Origin of the sequence: Methylibium petroleiphilum PM1, from assembly GCF_000015725.1 — a bacterium.
In the GTDB taxonomy this organism is placed as follows: domain Bacteria; phylum Pseudomonadota; class Gammaproteobacteria; order Burkholderiales; family Burkholderiaceae_C; genus Methylibium; species Methylibium petroleiphilum.
This window is the reverse complement of the sequence record NC_008825.1, coordinates 506,708-527,529: the sequence shown is the minus strand read 5'-3', so window position 1 is coordinate 527,529 and position 20,822 is coordinate 506,708. Positions and strand designations below refer to the sequence as shown.

At 68.6% G+C, this 20,822-nt stretch carries 20 protein-coding genes; 8 read left to right on the top strand and 12 right to left on the bottom strand.

The features are described 5' to 3' along the window. The first annotated feature begins 4 nt into the window (after nt 1-4). Genes purH through ruvC form a run of 4 tightly spaced genes read left to right on the top strand, consistent with a single transcriptional unit; the run spans nt 5 to nt 3,803 of the window. Nucleotides 5-1,600 (top strand): bifunctional phosphoribosylaminoimidazolecarboxamide formyltransferase/IMP cyclohydrolase, encoded by a 1,596-nt coding sequence (gene purH, locus MPE_RS02430; protein ID WP_011828085.1) that lies wholly within the window; start codon nt 5-7, stop codon nt 1,598-1,600. 51 nt (nt 1,601-1,651) lie between these two features. After that, entirely contained in the window at nt 1,652-2,278 is a 627-nt protein-coding gene (locus tag MPE_RS02425) for a lysophospholipid acyltransferase family protein (RefSeq protein WP_011828084.1), read from the top strand. Then, nucleotides 2,275-3,249 carry a phosphatidate cytidylyltransferase gene (locus tag MPE_RS02420; RefSeq protein WP_011828083.1) on the top strand — a complete coding sequence of 325 codons (975 nt, stop codon included), beginning with the start codon at nt 2,275-2,277 and terminating at the stop codon, nt 3,247-3,249. The genes MPE_RS02425 and MPE_RS02420 overlap by 4 nt, the downstream gene beginning before the upstream one ends. Continuing rightward, the gene (ruvC, locus tag MPE_RS02415) at nt 3,249-3,803 is read left to right on the top strand and encodes a crossover junction endodeoxyribonuclease RuvC (protein ID WP_011828082.1); all 555 of its coding nucleotides are present in this window, start codon (nt 3,249-3,251) and stop codon (nt 3,801-3,803) included. The genes MPE_RS02420 and ruvC overlap by 1 nt, the downstream gene beginning before the upstream one ends. A gap of 26 nt (nt 3,804-3,829) precedes the next feature. Here the strand turns inward: ruvC and MPE_RS02410 are convergent, their stop codons facing one another. Together MPE_RS02410 and pedF are read right to left on the bottom strand one after the other, a co-directional pair. After that, nucleotides 3,830-4,660, bottom strand: coding sequence for a substrate-binding periplasmic protein (locus tag MPE_RS02410; protein WP_011828081.1), 831 nt, complete (start codon nt 4,658-4,660; stop codon nt 3,830-3,832). Then, nucleotides 4,657-5,130: a cytochrome c-550 PedF gene (pedF, locus tag MPE_RS02405; RefSeq protein ID WP_041929501.1), complete on the bottom strand. Its 474-nt coding sequence runs from the start codon at nt 5,128-5,130 to the stop codon at nt 4,657-4,659. The genes MPE_RS02410 and pedF overlap by 4 nt, the downstream gene beginning before the upstream one ends. Nucleotides 5,131-5,412: 282 nt before the next feature. Between pedF and MPE_RS02400 the strand changes: the two genes are divergently transcribed. Next, the gene (locus MPE_RS02400; RefSeq protein ID WP_011828079.1) at nt 5,413-7,551 is read left to right on the top strand and encodes a sigma-54-dependent Fis family transcriptional regulator; all 2,139 of its coding nucleotides are present in this window, start codon (nt 5,413-5,415) and stop codon (nt 7,549-7,551) included. A gap of 72 nt (nt 7,552-7,623) precedes the next feature. Here the strand turns inward: MPE_RS02400 and MPE_RS02395 are convergent, their stop codons facing one another. Continuing rightward, nucleotides 7,624-8,244, bottom strand: a complete 621-nt coding sequence (locus tag MPE_RS02395; protein WP_036233898.1) for a response regulator transcription factor — start codon at nt 8,242-8,244, stop codon at nt 7,624-7,626. After that, nucleotides 8,234-9,580: a sensor histidine kinase gene (locus MPE_RS02390; RefSeq protein ID WP_049820745.1), complete on the bottom strand. Its 1,347-nt coding sequence runs from the start codon at nt 9,578-9,580 to the stop codon at nt 8,234-8,236. The genes MPE_RS02395 and MPE_RS02390 overlap by 11 nt, the downstream gene beginning before the upstream one ends. Nucleotides 9,581-9,759: 179 nt before the next feature. Here MPE_RS02390 and MPE_RS02385 point away from each other — a divergent pair, with 179 nt between their 5' ends. The 3 genes from MPE_RS02385 to MPE_RS02375 all read left to right on the top strand — a co-directional run bounded on the left by MPE_RS02385 (nt 9,760) and on the right by MPE_RS02375 (nt 12,825). After that, nucleotides 9,760-11,616, top strand: a complete 1,857-nt coding sequence (locus MPE_RS02385) for a methanol/ethanol family PQQ-dependent dehydrogenase (RefSeq protein WP_011828076.1) — start codon at nt 9,760-9,762, stop codon at nt 11,614-11,616. An 81-nt stretch (nt 11,617-11,697) separates the two neighbouring features. Continuing rightward, entirely contained in the window at nt 11,698-12,312 is a 615-nt protein-coding gene (locus MPE_RS02380) for a pentapeptide repeat-containing protein (protein WP_011828075.1), read from the top strand. A 3-nt stretch (nt 12,313-12,315) separates the two neighbouring features. Further along, nucleotides 12,316-12,825, top strand: coding sequence for a c-type cytochrome (locus MPE_RS02375; protein ID WP_011828074.1), 510 nt, complete (start codon nt 12,316-12,318; stop codon nt 12,823-12,825). Between the two features lie 95 nt (nt 12,826-12,920). Here MPE_RS02375 and MPE_RS02370 read toward each other — a convergent pair whose 3' ends face one another. The 8 genes from MPE_RS02370 to ftsA all read right to left on the bottom strand — a co-directional run bounded on the left by MPE_RS02370 (nt 12,921) and on the right by ftsA (nt 20,814). Beyond that, nucleotides 12,921-14,663 carry a PQQ-dependent methanol/ethanol family dehydrogenase gene (locus MPE_RS02370; protein WP_011828073.1) on the bottom strand — a complete coding sequence of 581 codons (1,743 nt, stop codon included), beginning with the start codon at nt 14,661-14,663 and terminating at the stop codon, nt 12,921-12,923. A 176-nt stretch (nt 14,664-14,839) separates the two neighbouring features. Beyond that, the gene (locus MPE_RS02365) at nt 14,840-15,736 is read right to left on the bottom strand and encodes a quinoprotein relay system zinc metallohydrolase 1 (protein WP_011828072.1); all 897 of its coding nucleotides are present in this window, start codon (nt 15,734-15,736) and stop codon (nt 14,840-14,842) included. A 128-nt stretch (nt 15,737-15,864) separates the two neighbouring features. After that, on the bottom strand, nt 15,865-16,665 hold the full coding sequence (locus MPE_RS02360) for a quinoprotein dehydrogenase-associated SoxYZ-like carrier (protein ID WP_011828071.1): 801 nt from the start codon (nt 16,663-16,665) through the stop codon (nt 15,865-15,867). 67 nt (nt 16,666-16,732) lie between these two features. After that, entirely contained in the window at nt 16,733-16,948 is a 216-nt protein-coding gene (locus MPE_RS02355; RefSeq protein WP_011828070.1) for a hypothetical protein, read from the bottom strand. Nucleotides 16,949-16,963: 15 nt separating this feature from the next. After that, nucleotides 16,964-17,149, bottom strand: a complete 186-nt coding sequence (locus tag MPE_RS02350; RefSeq protein ID WP_011828069.1) for a hypothetical protein — start codon at nt 17,147-17,149, stop codon at nt 16,964-16,966. A 47-nt stretch (nt 17,150-17,196) separates the two neighbouring features. Then, the gene (gene lpxC, locus MPE_RS02345) at nt 17,197-18,132 is read right to left on the bottom strand and encodes a UDP-3-O-acyl-N-acetylglucosamine deacetylase (protein WP_011828068.1); all 936 of its coding nucleotides are present in this window, start codon (nt 18,130-18,132) and stop codon (nt 17,197-17,199) included. 177 nt (nt 18,133-18,309) lie between these two features. Continuing rightward, nucleotides 18,310-19,527: a cell division protein FtsZ gene (gene ftsZ, locus MPE_RS02340; protein ID WP_011828067.1), complete on the bottom strand. Its 1,218-nt coding sequence runs from the start codon at nt 19,525-19,527 to the stop codon at nt 18,310-18,312. Between the two features lie 57 nt (nt 19,528-19,584). After that, a complete protein-coding gene (gene ftsA / locus MPE_RS02335; protein ID WP_011828066.1) occupies nt 19,585-20,814 on the bottom strand; it encodes a cell division protein FtsA in 1,230 nt (409 codons plus the stop codon). Between the last annotated feature and the right edge of the window lie 8 nt (nt 20,815-20,822).

Below are 20,822 nucleotides of genomic sequence, written 5' to 3'. Positions count from 1 at the left end.
CGCCATGGCCACCGCCCTCCTCTCCGTTTCCGACAAGACCGGCATCGTCGAACTCGCCCGGTCCCTGCATGCGCTGGGCGTGAAGCTGCTCTCGACCGGTGGCACGGCCAGGCTGCTGGCCGACAGCGGCCTCCCGGTCACCGAGGTGGCCGACCACACCGGCTTCCCCGAAATGCTCGACGGTCGCGTGAAGACGCTGCACCCGACCATCCACGGCGGCCTGCTGGCGCGCCGCGACCTGCCGGCGCACATGGCCTCGCTGGCCGCGCACGGCATCGAGACGATCGACCTGCTGGTGGTCAACCTCTACCCCTTCGAGGCCACAGTCGCGAAGCCCGGCTGCACGCTGGAGGACGCGATCGAGAACATCGACATCGGCGGACCGGCGATGGTGCGTTCGGCCGCCAAGAACTGGAAGGACGTGGCGGTGCTGACCGACGCCTCGCAGTACGCCGGCGTGCTGGCCGACCTGCAGCAGGACGGCCGGGTGAGCGAGAGCACGCGCTTCGCGCTTGCGGTCGCGGCCTTCAACCGCATCAGCAACTACGACGCGGCCATCAGCGACCACCTGTCGGCGCTGCGCCCCGACGGCACGCGCGCCGAGTTCCCGGCGCAAAGCAACGGCCGCTTCGTCAAGCTGCAGGACCTGCGCTACGGCGAGAACCCGCACCAGAGCGCCGCGTTCTACCGCGACCTGCACCCGGCGCCTGGCTCGCTGGTGAGCGCCGTGCAGCTGCAGGGCAAGGAGCTGTCGTACAACAACATCGCCGACGCCGATGCGGCGTGGGAGTGCGTGAAAGGCTTCGACGCTTCCGTCGACGGGCCGGCCTGCGTGATCGTCAAGCACGCCAACCCCTGCGGCGTGGCCCTCGGCGCCAACGCGGCCGAGGCCTATGGCAAGGCCTTCCGCACCGACCCGACCTCCGCGTTCGGCGGCATCATCGCCTTCAACGTTCCGGTCGACGGCGCGGCAGCGCAGGCGATCGCGAAGCAGTTCGTCGAGGTGCTGATCGCCCCCGGCTATACCGACGAGGCGCGCGCCGTGTTCGCCGCCAAGGCCAACACGCGCGTGCTGCAGATCTCGCTCGACGGCGTGCAGCGCGACGCGCCCGACGCCTGGTCGCGCGGCCTCAATTCGCACGACATCAAGCGCGTCGGCTCGGGTCTGCTGATCCAGAGCGCCGACAACCACGTGCTCGGACTGCAGGACCTGAAAGTCGTCACGAAGCTGGCGCCGACCGACGGACAGCTGGCCGACCTGCTGTTCGCGTGGAAGGTGGCCAAGTTCGTCAAGAGCAATGCCATCGTGTTCTGCGGCGACGGCATGACGCTCGGCGTCGGCGCCGGCCAGATGAGCCGGCTCGACAGCGCGCGCATCGCCAGCATCAAGGCCAGCCACGCCGACCTGAGCCTGGCCGGCTCGGCGGTCGCGAGCGACGCCTTCTTCCCGTTCCGCGACGGCCTCGACGTGCTGGCCGATGCCGGAGCGCGCAGCGTCATCCAGCCCGGCGGCAGCCTGCGCGACGACGAGGTGATCGCCGCCGCCAACGAACGCGGCATCGCGATGGTGCTGACAGGTGTGCGTCACTTCAGGCACTGAGCACGGCCGGCTGCGGTGCCCCGTGGCGCGTGCTCCGAATAGCAGGGGACCATGTCCGCCGCCGCCGACTCGGTAGGCCTGTTGCTGTCCTTCCTGGCACGGCTCATCACCGGGGCGCAGGGGCACTGGTACGGCTGCCCGCCGAAGGCAGAGCAGCGCATCTACTTCGCCAACCACCAGAGCCACCTCGACTGGGTCCTGATCTGGGCCGCGTTGCCGCGCGACCTGCGCGCCCGTACGAGGCCGATCGCCGCGAAGGACTACTGGACCGCCAGCCCGCTGCGCCACTGGATCACGCGCGAGGTGTTCAACGCGGTCTACGTGGCGCGCCAGCGCACGGACGACCAGGACCCGCTCGAGCCCCTCGTCGAGGCCCTGCGAAGCGGTGACTCGCTGGTGATCTTCCCCGAGGGCACGCGCAGCAACCGCGGCGACCCGCAGGCCTTCAAGAGCGGCCTGTACCACCTGGCCGAGCAGTTCCCCACGGTGCAGTTGATCCCCGCATGGATCGACAACGTGCAGCGCGTGATGCCCAAGGGGGAGGTGGTGCCGGTGCCCATCCTGTGCTCGGTGACCTTCGGCGCGCCGCTGGCGCCGCTGACGCCCGGCGAGAGCAAGCGCGACTTCCTCGACCGCGCACGCGCGGCCGTGGTCGTGCTGAAGGACGTCGCGGCATGAGCGGCTTGCGGCAGCTCAGTGCCTCGCAGCAGGTGGGCCTGCTGTTCCTGCTGGTGTTCGGCGCGCTGCTGCTGATCAGCGCCGTGGCCCTGCTGCGCTCGCTGCGCGAGCGCGGTGAAGAGAGCCGCGACCGGCACGAACGGTTCAAGCGCGAGCTGCGCGCCCTGTGGATCGGCGCCTCGGTGTTCTGGCTCGCCTGGGTGTCGGGTGCGGCGGGGGCGACACTGCTGTTCGGCGTGCTCAGCTTCCTGGCGCTGCGCGAGTACATCACTCTGATGCACACGCGGCGCAGCGATCACCGCAGCCTGATCCTGGCCTTCTTCATCGTGCTGCCGCTGCAGTACCTGCTGGTGGCCAACCGCAATTTCGACCTGTTTTCGGTCTTCATTCCGGTCTACATCTTCCTGGCGATCCCGGTGGTGAGCGCGCTGGCCGGCGACCCGGAGCGCTTCCTCGAGCGCAACGCGAAGATCCAGTGGGGCATCATGGTCTGCGTCTACGGCATGAGCCACACGCCGGCGCTGTTGCTGCTGCAGTTTCCGAACCGCGAGGATCGCGGGGCCTTCCTGGTGTTCTTCCTGGTGCTGGTGGTCGCGGTGGCCCACATCGCTCAGGAGGCCGCGAGCCGGCGCCTGCGCCGCCGCCCCGTGGCGCGCCACATCAGCCGCAGCTTCAGCTACCGTGCCTGGCTGATCGGCGCGCTGGTGGCGGCGATCGTCGGCGGTCTGCTGTACTGGATCACACCCTTCAAGCCGGGGCAGGCGATGGTGATGGCGCTGATCGCCAGTGCCTGCGGCACGATGGGCGAGTTCGTGATGAAGGCGCTCAAGCGCGACGCCGGCGTGCACTACTGGGGCAACCGCGCCTCGGTCACCGGTGCGGTGGGCCTGCTCGACCGCGTGGCGCCGCTGTGCTTCGCGGCGCCGGTGTTCTTCCATTCCGTGCGCTGGTACTTCAACCTGAGCTTCTGATGGCGACACGGATCCTCGGCATCGATCCAGGGCTGCGCACCACCGGATTCGGCGTGGTCGAGTGCGAGGGGTCGCGGCTGCACTACATCGCCAGCGGCACGGTGCGCACCGACGCGCTGCCGAACGGCGACCTGCCAGGGCGGCTGAAGATCATCTTCGAGGGTGTGCGCGAGGTCGCGGCGCGCTACCAGCCGGACTGCGCCGCGGTCGAGATCGTGTTCGTCAACGTCAATCCGCAATCGACGCTGTTGCTCGGTCAGGCCCGGGGCGCGGCACTGGCGGCGCTGGTGTCGGGCGATCTGGCCGTGGCCGAGTACACCGCGTTGCAGATGAAGAAGGCGATCGTCGGCCACGGCCACGCCCGCAAGGAGCAGGTGCAGGCCATGGTGGCGCGGCTGCTGTCGCTGCCCGGTGAGCCGAGCCGGGACGCAGCCGATGCGCTCGGCCTCGCGGTCTGCCATGCGCACGCGGGCGCGTCGCAGGCGGCGATCGCCGCCGTCAGCCCGCTGGCGCGGCGCGCCCATGCGCAATACCGCAAGGGCCGCAGCTATTGACCGGCGCCGAGGCCGGTCGGCGGCGATCAGCCACGCCAGACGACGTTGTGGCGCCGGAAGAGATCGCGCAGGCCTGTGCCGTTGTTGAGGTCGATCAGGCGGCGCTGCATCACCTGCGCCAGGTCGGTCGCGCCGCGCTTCACGGCACAGCCGACCACCCAGCCGTTGCGCGGCGCTCGCGGGATCGGCGGCAGCGGCACGATCTTGTAGCGCGGCTGGCCGGCGAGCGTCGCTTCCAGTTCGGAGGCCAGGCCGGCGGCCGCCACCACCTCGCCGGAGAGCAGGGTCTTCGCCGCTGCCACGCCGTCGGCGTGCTGGGTGCTGAGCGTGTCGCGGAGGGCGCCGGAGTCGGCGCTGGCCAGCAGGTAGCCCGGCAGGGACACGCCCGCCACCGCGATCTTCTGCCCGCGCAGGGCCTCGATGGTCTCGGGCGTCGGACCGCGCTCGCTGTCCCAGGCCAGCATGACCGTCTCGCGGTAGTAGGCGCCGAACACCTCCACCTGCGGATTGGCCTCGATCAGCGGGCGGTCCATCGGCACATGCAGCATCACGTCGGCCGGACCCCAGCCGAGGTAGTGGCCGCGCCAGACGGCGTTGCGCAGGTCGTCGCCGACGCTCTCGCCGGCCGGGATCGGCAACAGGCTGAGCGGCACGCCCACGCTGTCGGCCAGCACCGCGGCCAGATCGACATCGACGCCCTGACCGTTCAGGTTGAACGGCGGCATGTCCTGGTAGACCGCCACCACCAGCCTCCCGCTGCGCCGCACGCGTTCCAGCGCGCTGCCCTCGGCACGGAGCGGCGCGGACAGCGGCGCCAGTGCCGCGGCGGCACCCAGCAACCGGCGACGGGAGATCACAGCGGCTTCTCGCGGCGGGTTTCGAGGTAGCTCTTGATGGCCCAGACCGCTTCCTGCTGCATCACGCCCTCGAACGGCGGCATGTAGACGGCACCGTTGCGGGTGCGTCCGTGGCGCACCGTGGTGGCGTAGTACTCGTCCATTTCCTTCACGCAGGCGGCCTTCTTCTTGTCGTCCTTCAGCGTGGCGCATTCGCCGTCGAGCTTGCGCAGATCGGGAGCGATCCCGCCGGAGATGGCCTCCAGGCCATGGCAGCGGGCACAGTTCTGGGTATAGGCCGAGGTGCCGATCTTGATGGCCTCGTCGTTCTTGCGGTATGGATTCTCGGTGCGCCAGGTATCACCGAGCGCGGGAAGCGACTGGGTATCGACGGCCTGCGGCGTGACGTCCCCGTGGGCGTAGGCGCCCGCGGCGCCGGCGATCAGGCTCAGCGCGACGAGATGGCGCAGGCACTGGGTACGAAAGTTCATAGAAAGATGCTCCAAATCAGAGGGACAGTCCGAGGGTGCAAGTGATGTGCCATCGCCACAGTTCTGCCCCGAACCCCTGCTCGTGACGGGTTCACACCGTCATTTTGCTCCACACTGGAGCATACTGACGCTCCCCATGGATGTGCCGCAGGGCCAGGCTGGCACGGTGACAGGGGGACGATTCAGGCAGTGACGACAAGGCGTTCAAACGCCTGAGCAATGGACACACAGCAGAGGCGGCTGCCGGCCGCCCGAGAGGGCTGACGCCCCCAAGGAGACACGATGACCGCATCCCCCACCGCGACGCGCGCTGCCCAGCGTGACAGCCGGCGCCCGTCCGGGTTCGGCCATTCCGCGACGAGCGTCTGGCTGCCGCCGGACCCGGGTCACGTCGACACCATCGCGCAGTCGCATGAACGCTGTGCCTCGCTGCGGCTGAGCCCGATCCGGCCGCCGGACCACACCCCGCTGATGCGCTCGGATCTGGCGGTGGCCCGGGAGCGCAACCGCTGTCTGTCGCTCCATGCGGTGCCGGTGATGGAGATGCTGCTGGAGCAGATTCTCGCGACGCAGAGCATGGTGCTGCTGACCGACGTGCAGGGCACGGTGCTGCATTCGATCGGTCACGACGACTTCCTGACGCGTGCGTCCAAGGTCGCGCTGGCGCCGGGCGTCAACTGGAGCGAATCGAGCAAGGGCACCAACGCCATCGGGACCGCGCTGGTCACCGAAACGCCGACCATCGTGCATGCCGACGAGCACTTCGTCCACGCCAACCAGTTCCTGACCTGCTCGTCCTCGCCGATCTTCGATCCGCGCGGCAACCTGGTCGGCGTGCTCGACGTCAGCGGCGATCACCACTCCTTCCACGTCCACACGATGGGCCTGGTGAAGATGTCGGCGCGCATGATCCAGAACCACTGGCTGATCGAGGACAGCCACCAGACCCTGCGCCTGCATTTCCACCTGCGTCGCGACTATCTCGGCACGCTGATGGAAGGCATCGTCTCCGTCGGGCAGGACGGCAAGCTGCTAGCCGCCAATCGCGCCGCACTGGACATGCTGCGCCTGTCGGGCGCGGCCTTGCGGATGAATACGGTCACCGGCCTGTTCGGCGTGTCGCTCGGAGCGCTGGTCGACCATTTCGGCTCGACGCTGTCGACGCCACTGGAGCTGAGCCTGCCCGACGGCCGCCAGATCCATGCGAACGCCCGCTTCAATGGCACCGGCTGGCACCAACTGGGCCGCGCCCGTGACGATCAGCCGGAGGCGCTCGCCCACGAGGCGGCCCGCGAGCCGGCCGCCCGCGACGCGCTGCCCGACACCGCTCGCGAACCGACGGCCCATCCCAATGCCGTGCCGCCGTCGCCGAGCCTGCGACAGCTGCAGACCGGGGATGCGCGCATGGACGACGTGGTCACGCGCGTCAAGCGAGTGCTCGACCGCGACATCCCGGTGCTGATCCAGGGCGAGACCGGCACCGGCAAGGAAATGCTGGCCCGCGCGATCCACCAGGGCTCGCGTCGCGCCAGCGGCCCCTTCATTGCCGTCAACTGCGCATCGATCCCCGAGACCCTGATCGAGTCGGAGCTGTTCGGCTACGAGGAAGGCGCGTTCACCGGCGCGCGCCGCAAGGGCGCCGTGGGCAAGGTCCTGCAGGCGCACGGCGGCACGCTGTTCCTCGACGAGATCGGCGACATGCCGCTGGGCCTGCAGGCGCGGCTGCTGCGGGTGCTGCAGGAACGTGAGGTCACGCCGCTCGGTGGCACGCGGGCGCTGCCGGTCGATGTGTCGGTCATCAGCGCGACCCATCAACCGCTGCGAGAACTGATCGACCGCAAGCAGTTTCGCGAGGACCTGTACTACCGCTTGAACGGCCTGGTGGTGCAGCTGCCGGCGCTGCGCGAGCGCACCGACCTGCTGGCGCTGACCGAGAAGCTGCTCAAGCGCGAGTGCCGTGGTCGTCTGCTGCGCCTCGACGCCGAGGTGTTGCGGCTGATGCAGGCTTGCCGCTGGCCGGGCAATATCCGCCAGTTGGCCACCGTGCTGCGCACCGCGGTGGCGATGGCTGGCGACGATGCCGTGATCACCGTCGACCACCTGTCCGAAGACTTTCTGCAGGATGCGCGTCGCACACTGGACGAGGAGCCCGCCTCGGTCGCCGCCTCTCGGCCGCCGGTGAGCATGGCCCAGCACGCCGAGCCGCGTCCCTCGGACGCGGCAGCACCCGACGGCCTCGGCAGCGCCCAGGTCGGCGAAGCGCCGGGCGGACGCAGCACGCTGCACCAGCTCGAGCACGACACCGTCCGCCGCGCGCTGGCCGAGGCCGGCGGCAACATCTCGGTCGCCGCCCGGCGACTGGGCATCAGCCGCAACACGATCTACCGCAAGCTCTACTGGCCGCCAGGCGCGGGCCGCTGAGCGCCACCGGGTGCAGTGCCGGCGAAAACCAGGTCCGGACGGACCTGCGTCGGCGCCGGCACCGCGCCGTGGTCAGAGCTCGACCAGGCCGTTCTGCGCCGCCAGCCGCAGCAATTGCAGGTCGTTCGCTGCACCCAGCTTCTGCCGGATCAGCGACATGTAGTTCAGCACCGTCTTGTCGCCGAGGTGCATGGCCTCGGCGATCGCACGCGTCGCGAGGCCCTGGGCGGCCAGCCGCAGCACATCGAACTCGCGCGGCGTGAGCTGCCGCAGCGGCCCGCCGCGCTCCACTTCCAGGGGATCGAGCATCGCCTCGACCAGTTCGCTGGAAAACACCCGGCGGCCCTGAGCGACCTGACGCACCGCATCCAGCATCGCCTGCGGGTCGGAGTCCTTGGTCAGGTAGCCCAGCGCACCGGCGCGCAAGGCCTGCAGTGCATAGCTCTGCTGGGCGTGCATCGTGAACACCAGGATCCGCAGCGAGGCCAGCCGGGCGCGCAATCTCTGGATGGCCTGCAGGCCGCTGTCGTCCTTCAGGCTGAGATCGACGACGGCGACGTCGATCTGCTGCAGGCGCAGTTGCTCGCAGGCCTGAGCCGAGGTGGCGCAGGCTGCGACCACGCACATGTCGGGCTCGGCATCGATGAGCTGCCGGTACCCCGCCCGCACCACCGCGTGATCGTCAAGCAGCAAGACGTGTATCAAGCATTTCTCCCTCAAGTGACTCGGTGACGGCGACGGCCGGCACCGGCACCCAGACTTCGACGCACAGGCCAGGACCGGCGTTGTCGACCAGTCGCAATCCGCCACCCACCATGGCCAGGCGCTCGCGCATGCCGAGCAGGCCGAGGCCACCCCGCGGCAGCGCACTGGCGCGGCCGCAGCCATCGTCGATCACCCGCATCCGCACACGCTGCACGGCCGGCACATCGATACGGACCTGCACTTCGCCTGCGCCGCTGTGTCGGTAGGCGTTCGTCAACGCTTCCTGCAGGCTGCGGTAGAGCGCGAGCGCGGCGTCCTCTGGCAGTGCCGGCAGCGGCCTGGCGATGTCGGCCCGGATCGTCACCGTTGGGTGATGAGCCCGGGCCCGATCGATCAAGCCCGCCAGTTCGTGCGCCAGTCCTTCGGCCTCGAGCCCGTGCGGCCGCAGCCGGCTCAGGAGCGTGCGCAGCTGCAGTCGGATGCATCCCAGCGAAGCGACCATCTGGTCCGCGCAGCGCGCCAGCTCTACCGGATCAAACCGTGCGGCATGGCGCTGAAGCAGCGAAGCCGTGGCCGACATGGCGGTCAGATGCTGGCCGAACTCGTCGTGCAGGTCGCTCGCCAGCCTGCGCCGCTCGCGCTCCTGCACGTCGATCAGTCGCTGTGTGAGCCGGCTCTGCTCGCATCGCGCCATGGCCAGTCCGGCGGCGAGCTCGTCGATGCCCCGCGCGATGGCCGCGTACTCGCGCAGCCTCAAGGCCGGGAAGCCCGGTTCCGGCTGGCCGGCCTGCAGCCGGGCCAGTCCGGCACACAGCACGCTGGCCGGCGCCAGCGCTTGGCGCACGATCCACCACACGCCGAACAGCATCGCCCCGCCGGCCACGAGCAACAGCAGCAGCAACGGCAGCACATCGCCCAGTACCTCGTCGATCTCGCTGTCGGGCGCCGGTTCGACGATCAGCGTTCGCGGACCGATCGCGATGCGGTGCTGGGCCACGGGCTTTCCCGCGGGCGCCAGCCGGCGAGCGTAGTCGTGGAGCAGTGACACCTGCTCCAGGTTGTCCTGACTCGGCTCATCGGCCCAGCGCACCCGCAGGTGCCGTGCATGCCCTTCCGCGAGCAGGGCCTGCAGCCGGAGTTGGCTGTGCGCGTCGCCGAGGTTTGCCTCCGCAGCAGTCGACAGCAGTTCCACCACCGCGTTGGCGCCCTGCATCTCGTCCTGGATGCCCGAGCGCAGCGCCACGGCGGTGTAGACCAGCGTGATCCCCAGCCACAGCGCCGCGAGCAAGGCGAGCCAGACCACGAGGCGCTTGCTCAAGTCCATGGGTGTCTCCTTTGCTACGTCGATCGCATGCACACCGGGCAGGCAGCAATCGTCATTCCTGACCCGATCGCGGCGAGCGGGAGGATCTCCCGATCTCGCGCGGGCGATCTCCCGATACACCGTGGACCCCGCTTCCTAGACTCCGGCTCGCTCGTACACCACAACATGAGGAGATACCGATGAGCAAGCATCCCGTCCGTCACGCCCTGTCCGTCGCAGCGGCGCTGGCCGTCCTGGGACTGTCCCAGGGTGCGCACGCCGTCAAGAACGTCACCTGGGAAGACATCTCGAACGACGACCGCACGAGCACCGACGTCCTGAGCTACGGTCTGGGCCTGAAGGCCCAGCGCTACAGCCCGCTGAAGCAGATATCGACCGCCAACGTGCAGAAGCTCGTCCCGGCATGGAGCCACTCCTTCGGCGGCGAGAAGCAGCGCGGCCAGGAAGGCCAGGTGCTGGTGCATGACGGCGTGATCTACGCGACCAGTTCCTACTCTCGCTTCACGGCGCTCGACGCGAAGACCGGCCGGCAGCTGTGGACCTACGAACACCGCCTGCCCGACGATATCCGTCCGTGCTGCGACGTCGTCAACCGCGGCCCCGCCATCTACGGCGACAAGGTCTACTTCGGTACGCTCGACGCACGCGTCGTGGCGCTGGACCGCGCCACCGGCAAGGTGGTGTGGAACGAGAAGTTCGGTGACCACAAGGTGGGCTACACGATGACCGGCGCGCCCTTCATCGTGAAGGACAAGAAGTCCGGTCGCGTGCTGCTGATCCACGGCTCGTCGGGCGACGAGTTCGGCGTCGTCGGATGGCTGTTCGCACGCGATCCCGACACCGGCGCCGAGGTCTGGGCTCGCCCGATGGTCGAGGGCCACATGGGCCGCCTGAACGGCAAGGACAGCACGGTGACCGGCGATGCGAAGGCCCCCTCGTGGCCGCGTGACAAAGACGGCAAGCTGGTCGAGGCGTGGCACCAGGGCGGCGGCGCGCCGTGGCAGACCGCGTCGTTCGATGCCGAGAACAACACCATCGTGATCGGCACCGGCAACCCGGCGCCGTGGAACACCTGGAAGCGCACGAAGGAAGGCGACGACCCGCGCAACTGGGACAGCCTGTTCACCTCGGGTCAGGCCTACGTCGATGCGTCGACCGGCGAACTCAAGGGCTTCTTCCAGCACACGCCGAACGATGCCTGGGACTTCTCGGGCAACAACTCGATCGTGCTGTTCGAGTACAAGGACCCGAAGTCCGGCAAGCTGGTGAAGGCCGGCGCGCATGCCGACCGCAACGGCTTTTTCTTCGTGACCGACCGCGAGAAGCTCGCGACCGGCGCCGGCTATCCGAACAAGCCGACCGCGCTGCTCGGTGCGTGGCCGTTCGTCGACGGCATCACCTGGGCCAAGGGTTTCGACCTGAAGACCGGCAAGCCGATCGAGAACAACAACCGTCCGCCGGCCCCCAAGCCCGGCGCCGACAAGGGCGAGTCGATCTTCGTGTCGCCGCCGTTCCTGGGCGGCACCAACTGGATGCCGATGAGCTACAGCCCGGACACCGGCCTGTTCTACATCCCGGCGAACCACTGGGCGATGGACTACTGGACCGAGCACCTGACCTACAAGGCCGGCTCGGCCTACCTCGGCCAGGGCTTCCGCATCAAGCGGCTGTACGAGGACCACGTCGGCACGCTGCGGGCAATCGACCCGGTGACCGGCAAGATCGCGTGGGAACACAAGGAGAAGCTGCCGCTGTGGGCCGGCACGATGACGACGGCCGGCGGCCTGCTGTTCACCGGCACCTCCGACGGCTACGTGAAGGCCTTCGACAGCAAGACCGGCAAGGAACTGTGGAAGTTCCAGACCGGCTCGGGCGTGGTCTCGGTCCCGGTGACCTGGGAGCAGGACGGCGAGCAGTACGTCGGCATCCAGTCGGGCTACGGCGGCGCCGTGCCCCTGTGGGGCGGTGACATGGCCGAGATGACCAAGAAGGTCACGCAGGGCGGCTCGATGTGGGTCTTCAAGCTGCCCAAGTAGGCAGACCCCGCTCGTGAGGGGCGGACCGGCGACCCCGCCGGCCCGCCCCTTCGTCCTCACTCCCCTTCGGCCGACGACAACATGACCTCCTCATCCCTGCGATCGCTGCACGCAGTCGCCGTGCTGGTGACGCTGACGGCGGCCCTCGCCGGCGTTCGACCCGTCCAGGCGACGGAAGACGACGGCAACGCCGCCGCGCCCGACTACCTCAACGGCTGCGGCATCTGGCCGCACACGCGCTGCCCCGGCGTCGACCTGCGCGGCGCCGATCTGTCGGCCCGCAATTTGGCCGGTGCCGACCTGCGTGGCGCCAATCTGGCCGGCGCGGACCTGCGCGTCGCCAACCTGGCCGGTGCCAATCTCGACGGCGCGAATCTGGCCGGGGCGAAGCTCGGCAAGATCAATGCGCCCACCGCCACCTTCCGCGGCGCGAATCTGGCCGGCGCCGACCTGGAGTTCGCGCGCGTGATGCGCTGCGACTTCAGCGATGCCGACTTCACCGGCGCGAATCTGGAGATGGTCCGCGCCGCCTTCTCCTGGTTCGTGCGCGCGAAGATCGTCGATGCCAACCTGCAGGAGGGCAAGTTCAGCACCGTGAACTTCACCGGCGCGACGATGAAGGGCAACGTGCTGCGCTTCGCCATCTTCCCGGACTCGACCTTCGATCAATGCACCGGTTGCCCCACGGACTGGTAGGCCATGCACTCACCCATCATGAGCATTCCCCGCGGCGTCGCAACGGCCCTTCGCACGACAGCGCTGACCGCCGCCCTGATCGGCGCGGCCGGCGTCGCGGCGCAGCAGGCGTCGACAGAACCGATCACGACGCCGGTGACCATCGATCTCTCGGCCTTGCCGGTGCTTGGCGCGCCATGGCGCGAAGACAACCCCTATCGCGGCGACGCGCAGGTCGCCGAGATCGGGCGCGCGCTCTTCAATCAGGCCTGCGCCCGCTGCCATGGCGATGACGGCAATGCCACCCATCACGTCGGCACCGACCTGCGGCGCCTCGACAGCTACTGCTTCGCCAAGATCAAGGACCTGGCCGCCCGCCGTCACTGCCTGCGCGACAACGATCACTACTTCAAGGAATCGGTGCTGCGCGGCAAGATCCGCGTCGGCGTGACGCACATGCCGCCCTGGGAAGGCGTGCTGACGCAGGAAGCCGTGTGGTCGCTGAAGACCTTCCTGGAATCCCGCAGGCCGTGAGAACGGTACCGGTCGGCCACGAAAAACGGCACGGACGCGCGAGCGTCCGTGCCGTGCAACGCGCCCGGTCATCCCGGGCGTGGTACTCGCTCAGTTCACTTCGGCAGCTTGAACACCCACACGGTGCCGCCCTGCTCCAGGAAGTTGACCTTCTTGGCCACGTCGCCACCCCACAGCGGCACGGCGCCGCCCCAGCCGGAAACGACCGAGACGTACTGCTCGCCGTCCTGCTGCCAGGTGACCGGCGGCGCCACGACGCCCGAACCGGTCTGGAATTCCCAGACGACCTTGCCGGTCTTCGCGTCGGCGGCCTTCAGGAAGCCTTCCGGCGTGCCCCAGAACACCAGGTTGCCGGCCGTCGTCAGCACACCGCCCCACAGCGGCGCGTTGTTCTTCACTTCCCAGACGGTCTTGCCGGTCTTCGGGTCGATCGCACGCATCGCGCCGATGTACTCGTCGTTGATCGTCTTGATCGTGAAGCCGGCGCCCAGGTAGGCCGCGCCCTTCTTGTAGGTCACGGGCTCGTTCCAGATCTCCATGCCCCACTCGTTCGACGGCACGTAGAACAGCTTGGTGTCCGGCGAGTAAGCCATCGGCATCTGGTTCTTGCCGCCAAGGAAGGACGGCGCCGCGAACACCGAGTTGCCCTTCTTGCCGTCGGCACCCGCGGTCGGGTCGCCCGGACGGTTCTCCGGCACGTAGTTGGGACGGCCGGTCTTCAGATCGATGCCGGTGGCCCAGGTGATCTTCTTGACGAAGGGGAAAGCGTTCTCGAGCTTGCCGTTGGCGGCGTCGATCACGTAGAAGAAGCCGTTGCGGTCGGCCTTGCCGCCGACGCGCTTGCCGTCCATGTCGAAGGTGACGAACTCGTTCACGCCGTCGAAGTCCCAGCCGTCGTGCGGTGTGGTCTGATAGTGCCACTTGATCTGGCCGGTCTTGACGTCGATCGCGACCGTCGCGCACGAGAACAGGTTGTCGCCGGGACGCAGGTGGCTGTTCCACGGGCCGGGGTTGCCGGTGCCGAAGTAGGCCAGGCCGGTCTTGGCGTCGTAGGTGCCGCCCAGCCAGGTGGCCGCGCCGCCCGACTTCCACATGTCGCCCGGCCAGGTCTTGCCCGTCGTGCCCGAGATGCCGATTTCGGTCTTGTTGCCGTCCTTGTCGAACTTGTAGCCCATGTGACCTTCGACGGTCGGGCGGATCCAGACCATCTTGCCGGTCTTGGGATCGCGCGCCTCGACGCGTCCGACGATGCCGAATTCGCCGCCGGACACACCGGTCAGCAGCAGGCCACCGGCGATCAGCGGGGCGGCGGTGTAGCTGTAGCCGGCCGCGTAGTCGTCGATCTTCTCCTTCCAGACCACGTCGCCGGTCTTCTGGTCGAGCGCGACGAGCTGGGCGTCGAGCGTGCCGAAGATGACCAGGTTGTCGTACAGCGCGGCACCGCGGTTGATCACATCGCAGCAGGGCATGATGCCTTCGGGCAGGCGGTGCTCATACTTCCAGAGCTTGGTGCCGGTCTTGACGTCCAGCGCGTAGATCCGCGAGTAAGACGCCGTGACGAACATCTTGCCGTCATGGATCAGCGGCTGCGATTGCTGCCCGCGCTGCTTTTCGCCGCCGAACGAGAAGGCCCAGGCCGGCACCAGCTTCTGCACGGTCGAGGTGTTGACCTGCTTGAGCGGGGAATAGCGCTGCCCCTGCGAGCCGATGCCCCAGCTCAGAACGTCGTTCGGGGTCTTGGCATCGTTGTCGATCATCGCGTCGGTGACGCCGGCGGCCTGGGCGCCAACACTGGCGCAGGCGGCAGCCACCAACAAAGAAAGCAGGTGCAGACGCATAGTTTTGTCTCCTCGGGGGGTGAGACGCGTGCGACACGACATGGCCGCTAAAGCGCGTTCTGACTCCCAGAGGGCAAGGCCCGTGCCACGGACCGATCGGGAGAATTTCCGGGTTTGACTGCGGGTTTCACCGCAATCCGGTGTCCGGGCTGTCTCCGCGTGGAGCACCGCCTGCTTCAGCGCGCCTGGAGCGATTTGAGTTCGTAGGCAGGGTAAAGGTGTACCACGTTGCGCGGGTATTCGGTCGCGAACGCCGCCCAGTTGCGGAACTCGGCCGGCACCGGCTGTGCCAGCACCTCGGTCATCTCCGAGCCTCTCTGTGCCGCCGCGCCGAAGCTGCCGTCCAGCCAGCGCAGGTAGCGCCGGGTCTGCTCGATCCCGCGAGCGTCGCCGACCACCGGCCCGTGACTGGGCACCAGGGTCTTGAACGGCTGCGCCGCCAGCGCATCCAGGCTGGCCAGCCAGTCCGGCAGCCTGGCGTGGGGCGTGGTCGGCACCCGGTCGACGAACACCAGGCCGCCGGCGAACACCACACCCGAGATCCGGTCGACCAGCACCAGATCGGAGGCGGTGTGCCCCTTCAGCTCCCGCAGCTCGAAGCGCGGGTTCCCAGCGAGCAGCGGCCCCGGCGCCACCGTCCGATCGGGCAGCAGCGCCTCGGTGGCCTTCATCCAGTCGCCGCAGAGGCGGTAGAGGTTGTCCTCGTAGGACTTGGCTTCGGCCCGCATGCCCTCGATCGTGGCGGAGGTCGCCAGGCGCGGCACGTCGGCGAAGGCCTGGTTGCCGAGGAAGTAGTCGGGGTGGAGATTCAGGTGCAGCACCTGCTTCACCGGCTTGCCGGTGGTGCGCCCGACCAGCGCCCGCAGCTGTTCGCCGTAGCGTTTCGATGGCCCGGTGTTGATGACGATGACACCATCATCGACGACGATGAAGCCAGTATTGATGATGTTGCAGCCGTTGGCGCGCGAAAAGTCGGCATTTGCGCCCTCCACCACATAGACGTCCGGCGCCAGCGCCCGCGCGCTGAGGCGGTAGTCCAGCGTGGTCGGATCCGCCTGCGCCACCGCCCCCATTGCTGCACCGCAAAGCAAAACGCCGAGCAAAGCCCTGCCCCAGGCCAGCAGACGCCGCGGGTTCGGCTCTGCCGGCCCGCCAGCGTCGCCCCCTCGAGGGAGAGCGGCGCAGCCGCAACGGGGGTGATTCATATGATTTGCCCGTCGATGCGGTTGCCGTTGTTGTCGACCCCGGTCACACGGAACGGCCCCGGCGGTCGGCCCTGGAAGTCGAACGAGAACACGGGGTTCTCGCTGATCGGTTCGTAGGTCGACAGGCGCAACAACTCCACGCCCCCCCCGTCGGTGACGGCCATGCGGCGCAGGTAGAACGCCGGAATGCCGCCCACCAGGCCGGTGTCCATCGGATGCATCACCCGCACACGCAGCCGCGCACCCGGCGCCTCGACGGCATCGCCGAAGAAGCGTCCGCTCACCTGGCCGAGCGTCTGCGACCAGCTGCCGTCCTGCCGGGTTACGCCGGCCACCGTGCAGCCGCCCCCCGACGATTCGACCCAGGTGCCACCGACATGCCAGACGCCATCGCGGGTGCGCGCCGCGGCGCGCACGGCGCTGGCCTGCTCCAGCTTGAAACGGAAGGAAATGGCGGCCCGGGTCCCGTCCAGCGGTTCGAACTCCAGCACCTTGCGGATCGGATTGCGGTCCACCAGCACGACGATCTGCTGGATGTCGGCCAAGTCCGGCGCCGAGACCGTGATGGGCACGACCATCGGGTTTTCCGCCATCGTCGGCCCCTTGACCTGCACGCGCGGGTCGAACTCGACCCGCGACTTCGCACCCAGGAACTCCTTGACCATCTCGGGCCACTGCGCCGAGCGATAAGGGTCACCACCGTACTCGTCGGTGGCCGCACGGGCCGGCAGCACGCAGGCCGCGGCGGTCGCCAGCACCAGGTGCCGGCGCTGCAACTTCGCATCTGATGGGAACATCTTTGCCTCCTGGAGCGATGCAAAGGCAAATTGCAGGCCATCCCGACCGGCGGCCTGCCGCTGAAGGTCAGGACCGCCAGATGCTGATCAAGGTCAGGATGATGTGCTTGAAGATCGTGATGTTGAAGGCCCCGAGCGCGAACACGATGGTCCAGCGCCAGGCGGCGCGCGCCACATCCATGTAGCGGTCCTCGCCGCTGCTGACGTACAACGCGAACGTGACCGCAGCCGTGCCCCCGGTCCCCATCAGCAGCACCCCGACGATCCACCAGAAGACAGTCATCGCTCGTATCTCCGTTCACACCATGCGCGCCAGGCGCTCGAGGATCAGAACCGCAAAGAAGCCCAGCGCTGCCACCACCGTCCACTTGACGATGCGCAGGCCGATGTCACGCCAGCGCGCCTGGCCGGTGCCCGCATACATCGCGAAGCACAGCACGCCGGCAACCAGCAGCAGCAACAGGATCCATCGAAACACCAGCATGGGCGGCAGTCTAAGCGGGACGGCGGCCGGACCGACCGGCGCCGCGGCTACCAGGCCGGCGGCAGTTCGGCGAAGCCGCGCGGCGCATCGGCCTCGCGCGCGAACGTGGTCATCTCGTAGGCCGTCGGATCGGCGAACAGCGCACGCAGCAGCGTATTGTTCAGCGCGTGCCCGCCCTTGAACGAGGTGTAGCTCGCCAGCAGCGCGTGGCCGGCGATGTGCAGGTCGCCAATGGCGTCGAGCAGCTTGTGCTTCACGAACTCGTCGTCATAGCGCAGCCCGTCGGCGTTGAGCACACGGTGGTCGTCGACGACGATCGCGTTGTCCATGCTGCCGCCCAGCGTCAGGCCACGCGCGCGCATCGCGTCCACGTCCTTTGCGAAGCCGAAGGTCCGCGCTCGCGCAATGTCGCGCTGGTACTGACCCTCGCCGAACTCGAACTCCACGCGCTGGCCGGTCTGGCTCACCGCCGGGTGGTCGAACACGATCTCGAACGCGAGCTTGTAGCCGTGATAGGGCTCGAGGCGGGCCCACTTGGCACCGGGCCCCTCGCCGTCGCGAACTTCCACGGTCTTCAGCACGCGGATGAAGCGCTTGGGCGCCTTCTGCAGCTCGATGCCCGCGTTCTGCAGCAGGAACACGAAGCTGGAGGCCGAACCGTCGAGGATGGGCATCTCGTCGGCCGTGATGTCCGCCAGCAGGTTGTCGATGCCCAGCCCGGCGCAGGCCGACATGAAGTGCTCGATCGTCTGCACCTTCGGGCCGCCCGGGTCGCCGCCGGGCGAAATGCTGGAGGCCATGCGCGTATCGCACACCGCGTCGAAGCGTGCCGGGATGTCCACCGGGCTCGGCAGATCGACACGCCGGAACACGATGCCCGTGTCGGGCGCCGCCGGCCGCAGCGTGAGCTCGACCCGCTGCCCGCTGTGCACGCCCACCCCGACGGCGCGCGTGATCGACTTCAGGGTGCGTTGCTGCAGCATGCTGTCATTGTAAAAAGCGCAGCCCCGACCGGCTTGCGGGGCCGCGCTATCACCTCGTTAGCAACTTTCCACCGCACGTTGCCTTCACCCAGCAGGCGCCGCGGGTCCGGCTCCGCCGGCCCGCCAGCGCCGCCCCCTCGAGGGGGAGCGCCGAAGGCGCAACGGGGGTGGTCGTCATCAATCGGCTTGCTTGCGCAGGAACGCCGGGATCTCGATCTCGTCCATGCCGTTGCTCGCCAGCGCATCCACCTTCGCCGCGGCCTGGGTGCGCCCGCTGCGCCACACGCTCGGCACCTGCATGCCGGCGTAGTCGTGCTGGGTCGGCGCGGCGGACAGCCCGCCCTGCGTGTGCAGCGGCTGGTTCAGCACCGGGATGTTGTCGGTGCCGGTCCGCTGCAGCGTGGCGTTGTGCACCACCGTCATCGGCGCCTGCACACGGCGGGCCGGCGCGAGTCCGGTGGCGATCACGGTCACGCGCAGCTGGTCGCCCAGGCTCTCGTCGTAGGCGGCGCCGAAGATCACGTGGGCGTCTTCCGCGGCGTAACGGCGGATGGTGTTCATCGCGTTCTTGCTCTCGCTCAGCTTCAGGCTGGCGCGGCTCGCCGCGATCAGCACCAGCACACCGCGCGCGCCCGACAGGTCGATGCCCTCGAGCAGCGGGCAGGCCACCGCCGAGTCGGCCGCCTTGTTGGCGCGGTCCGGTCCGGTCGCGATCGCGGTGCCCATCATCGCCTTGCCGGGCTCGCTCATCACCGTCTTCACGTCCTCGAAGTCGACGTTGATCGATGCATCGATGTGGATGATGTCGGCAATGCCGCCCACGGCATTCTTCAGCACGTCGTTGGCCTGCTTGAAGGCCTGGTCCTGCGACACGTCGTCTCCCAGCACCTCGAGCAACTTCTCGTTGAGCACCACGATCAGCGAGTCGACGTTGGCTTCCAGCTCCTGCAGGCCGGCCTCGGCCTGCTTCATGCGCCGGCCGCCCTCGAAGTCGAAGGGCTTGGTCACCACGCCCACCGTCAGGATGCCCATCTCCTTGGCCACGCGCGCGATCACCGGCGCGGCGCCGGTGCCGGTGCCGCCGCCCATGCCGGCAGTCAGGAAGATCATGTTGGCGCCCGCGATCGCGTCGCGGATGCGGCCCTCGGCTTCGTCGGCCGCGGCCTTGCCGGCGGCCGGCTTGGAGCCCGCGCCCAGGCCGGTGCTCCCGAGCTGGATGAGCTGGTCGGCCTTGGAGCGGTGCAGCGCCTGCGCGTCGGTGTTCGCGCAGATGAACTCCACGCCCTGCACGCCCTCGTTGATCATGTGCTCGACAGCGTTGCCGCCGCCGCCGCCCACGCCGATCACCTTGATCTTCGTGCCGAGCTCGAATTCTTCAATCATCTCGATGGCCATGGTGGACCTCCTTCGTCTGATGCAGTTGCCGGTTGAAAACGTGGGCTGGATGACGCCCTAAAAATTCCCGATGAACCAATCCTTGACGCGGCCGAACAGGGTCTGGACCGACCCCGCCTGCTGCGCTGCCTTCATGCCGCGCGTGCGCGCGAGCCTCGCCTCTTCGAGCAAGCCCATCACGGTGGCCGAGCGCGGGCTCGCCACCATGTCTGACAGTGCGCCGGCGTAGGTGGGCAGCCCCTTCCTCACCGGCTTCAGAAAGATGTCCTCGCCCAGCTCGACCATGCCGGGCATCACCGCGGTGCCGCCGGTGAGCACGATGCCGCTGGACAGCAGCTCCTCGTAGCCGCTCTCGCGGATCACCTGGTGCACCAGCGAGAAGATTTCCTCGACGCGCGGCTCGATCACGCCGGCCAGCGCCTGGCGGCTGAGCATGCGCGGGCCGCGGTCGCCGAGCCCCGGCACCTCGACCTGCTCGTTCGGATCGGCCAGCAGCTGCTTGGCCACGCCGTGCTCGACCTTGATCTCCTCGGCGTCCTTGGTCGGCGTGCGCAGCGCCATCGCGATGTCGCTGGTGATCAGGTCGCCGGCGATCGGGATCACCGCGGTGTGGCGCACCGAGCCGTCGGTGAAGATCGACACGTCGGTCGTGCCGGCGCCGATGTCGACCAGCGCGACGCCCAGGTCCTTCTCGTCGTCGGTCAGCACCGCGTGGCTGGACGCGCTGGGGTTGAGTACCAGCATGTCCACTTCCAGCCCGCAGCGGCGCACGCACTTGATGATGTTCTCGGCCGCGCTCTGCGCGCCGGTCACGATGTGCACCTTGACCTCGAGGCGGCCGCCGCTCATGCCGATCGGCTCCTTGACCTCGTGGCCGTCGATCACGAACTCCTGCGCCTCGACCAGCAGCATGCGCTGGTCGTTCGGGATGTTGATCGCCTTGGCGGTCTCGATCACGCGCGCCACGTCGACCGGCGTGACCTCCTTGTCGCGCACGATCACCATGCCGGTGGAGTTCTGGCCGCGGATGTGGCTGCCGGTGATGCCGGTGTAGACGCGCGTGATCTTGCAGTCGGCCATCATCTCGGCCTCCTTCAAGGCCTGCTGGATGGACTGGACCGTCGCGTCGATGTTCACCACCACGCCGCGCTTGAGCCCATGGGCCGGCGCGGTGCCGATGCCGGCGACGCGCAGCTCACCCTCGGGCAGCACCTCGGCCACCACCGCCATCACCTTGGCGGTGCCGATGTCGAGCCCGACGACGAGATCCTTGTATTCCTTGGCCATGTGCTTCC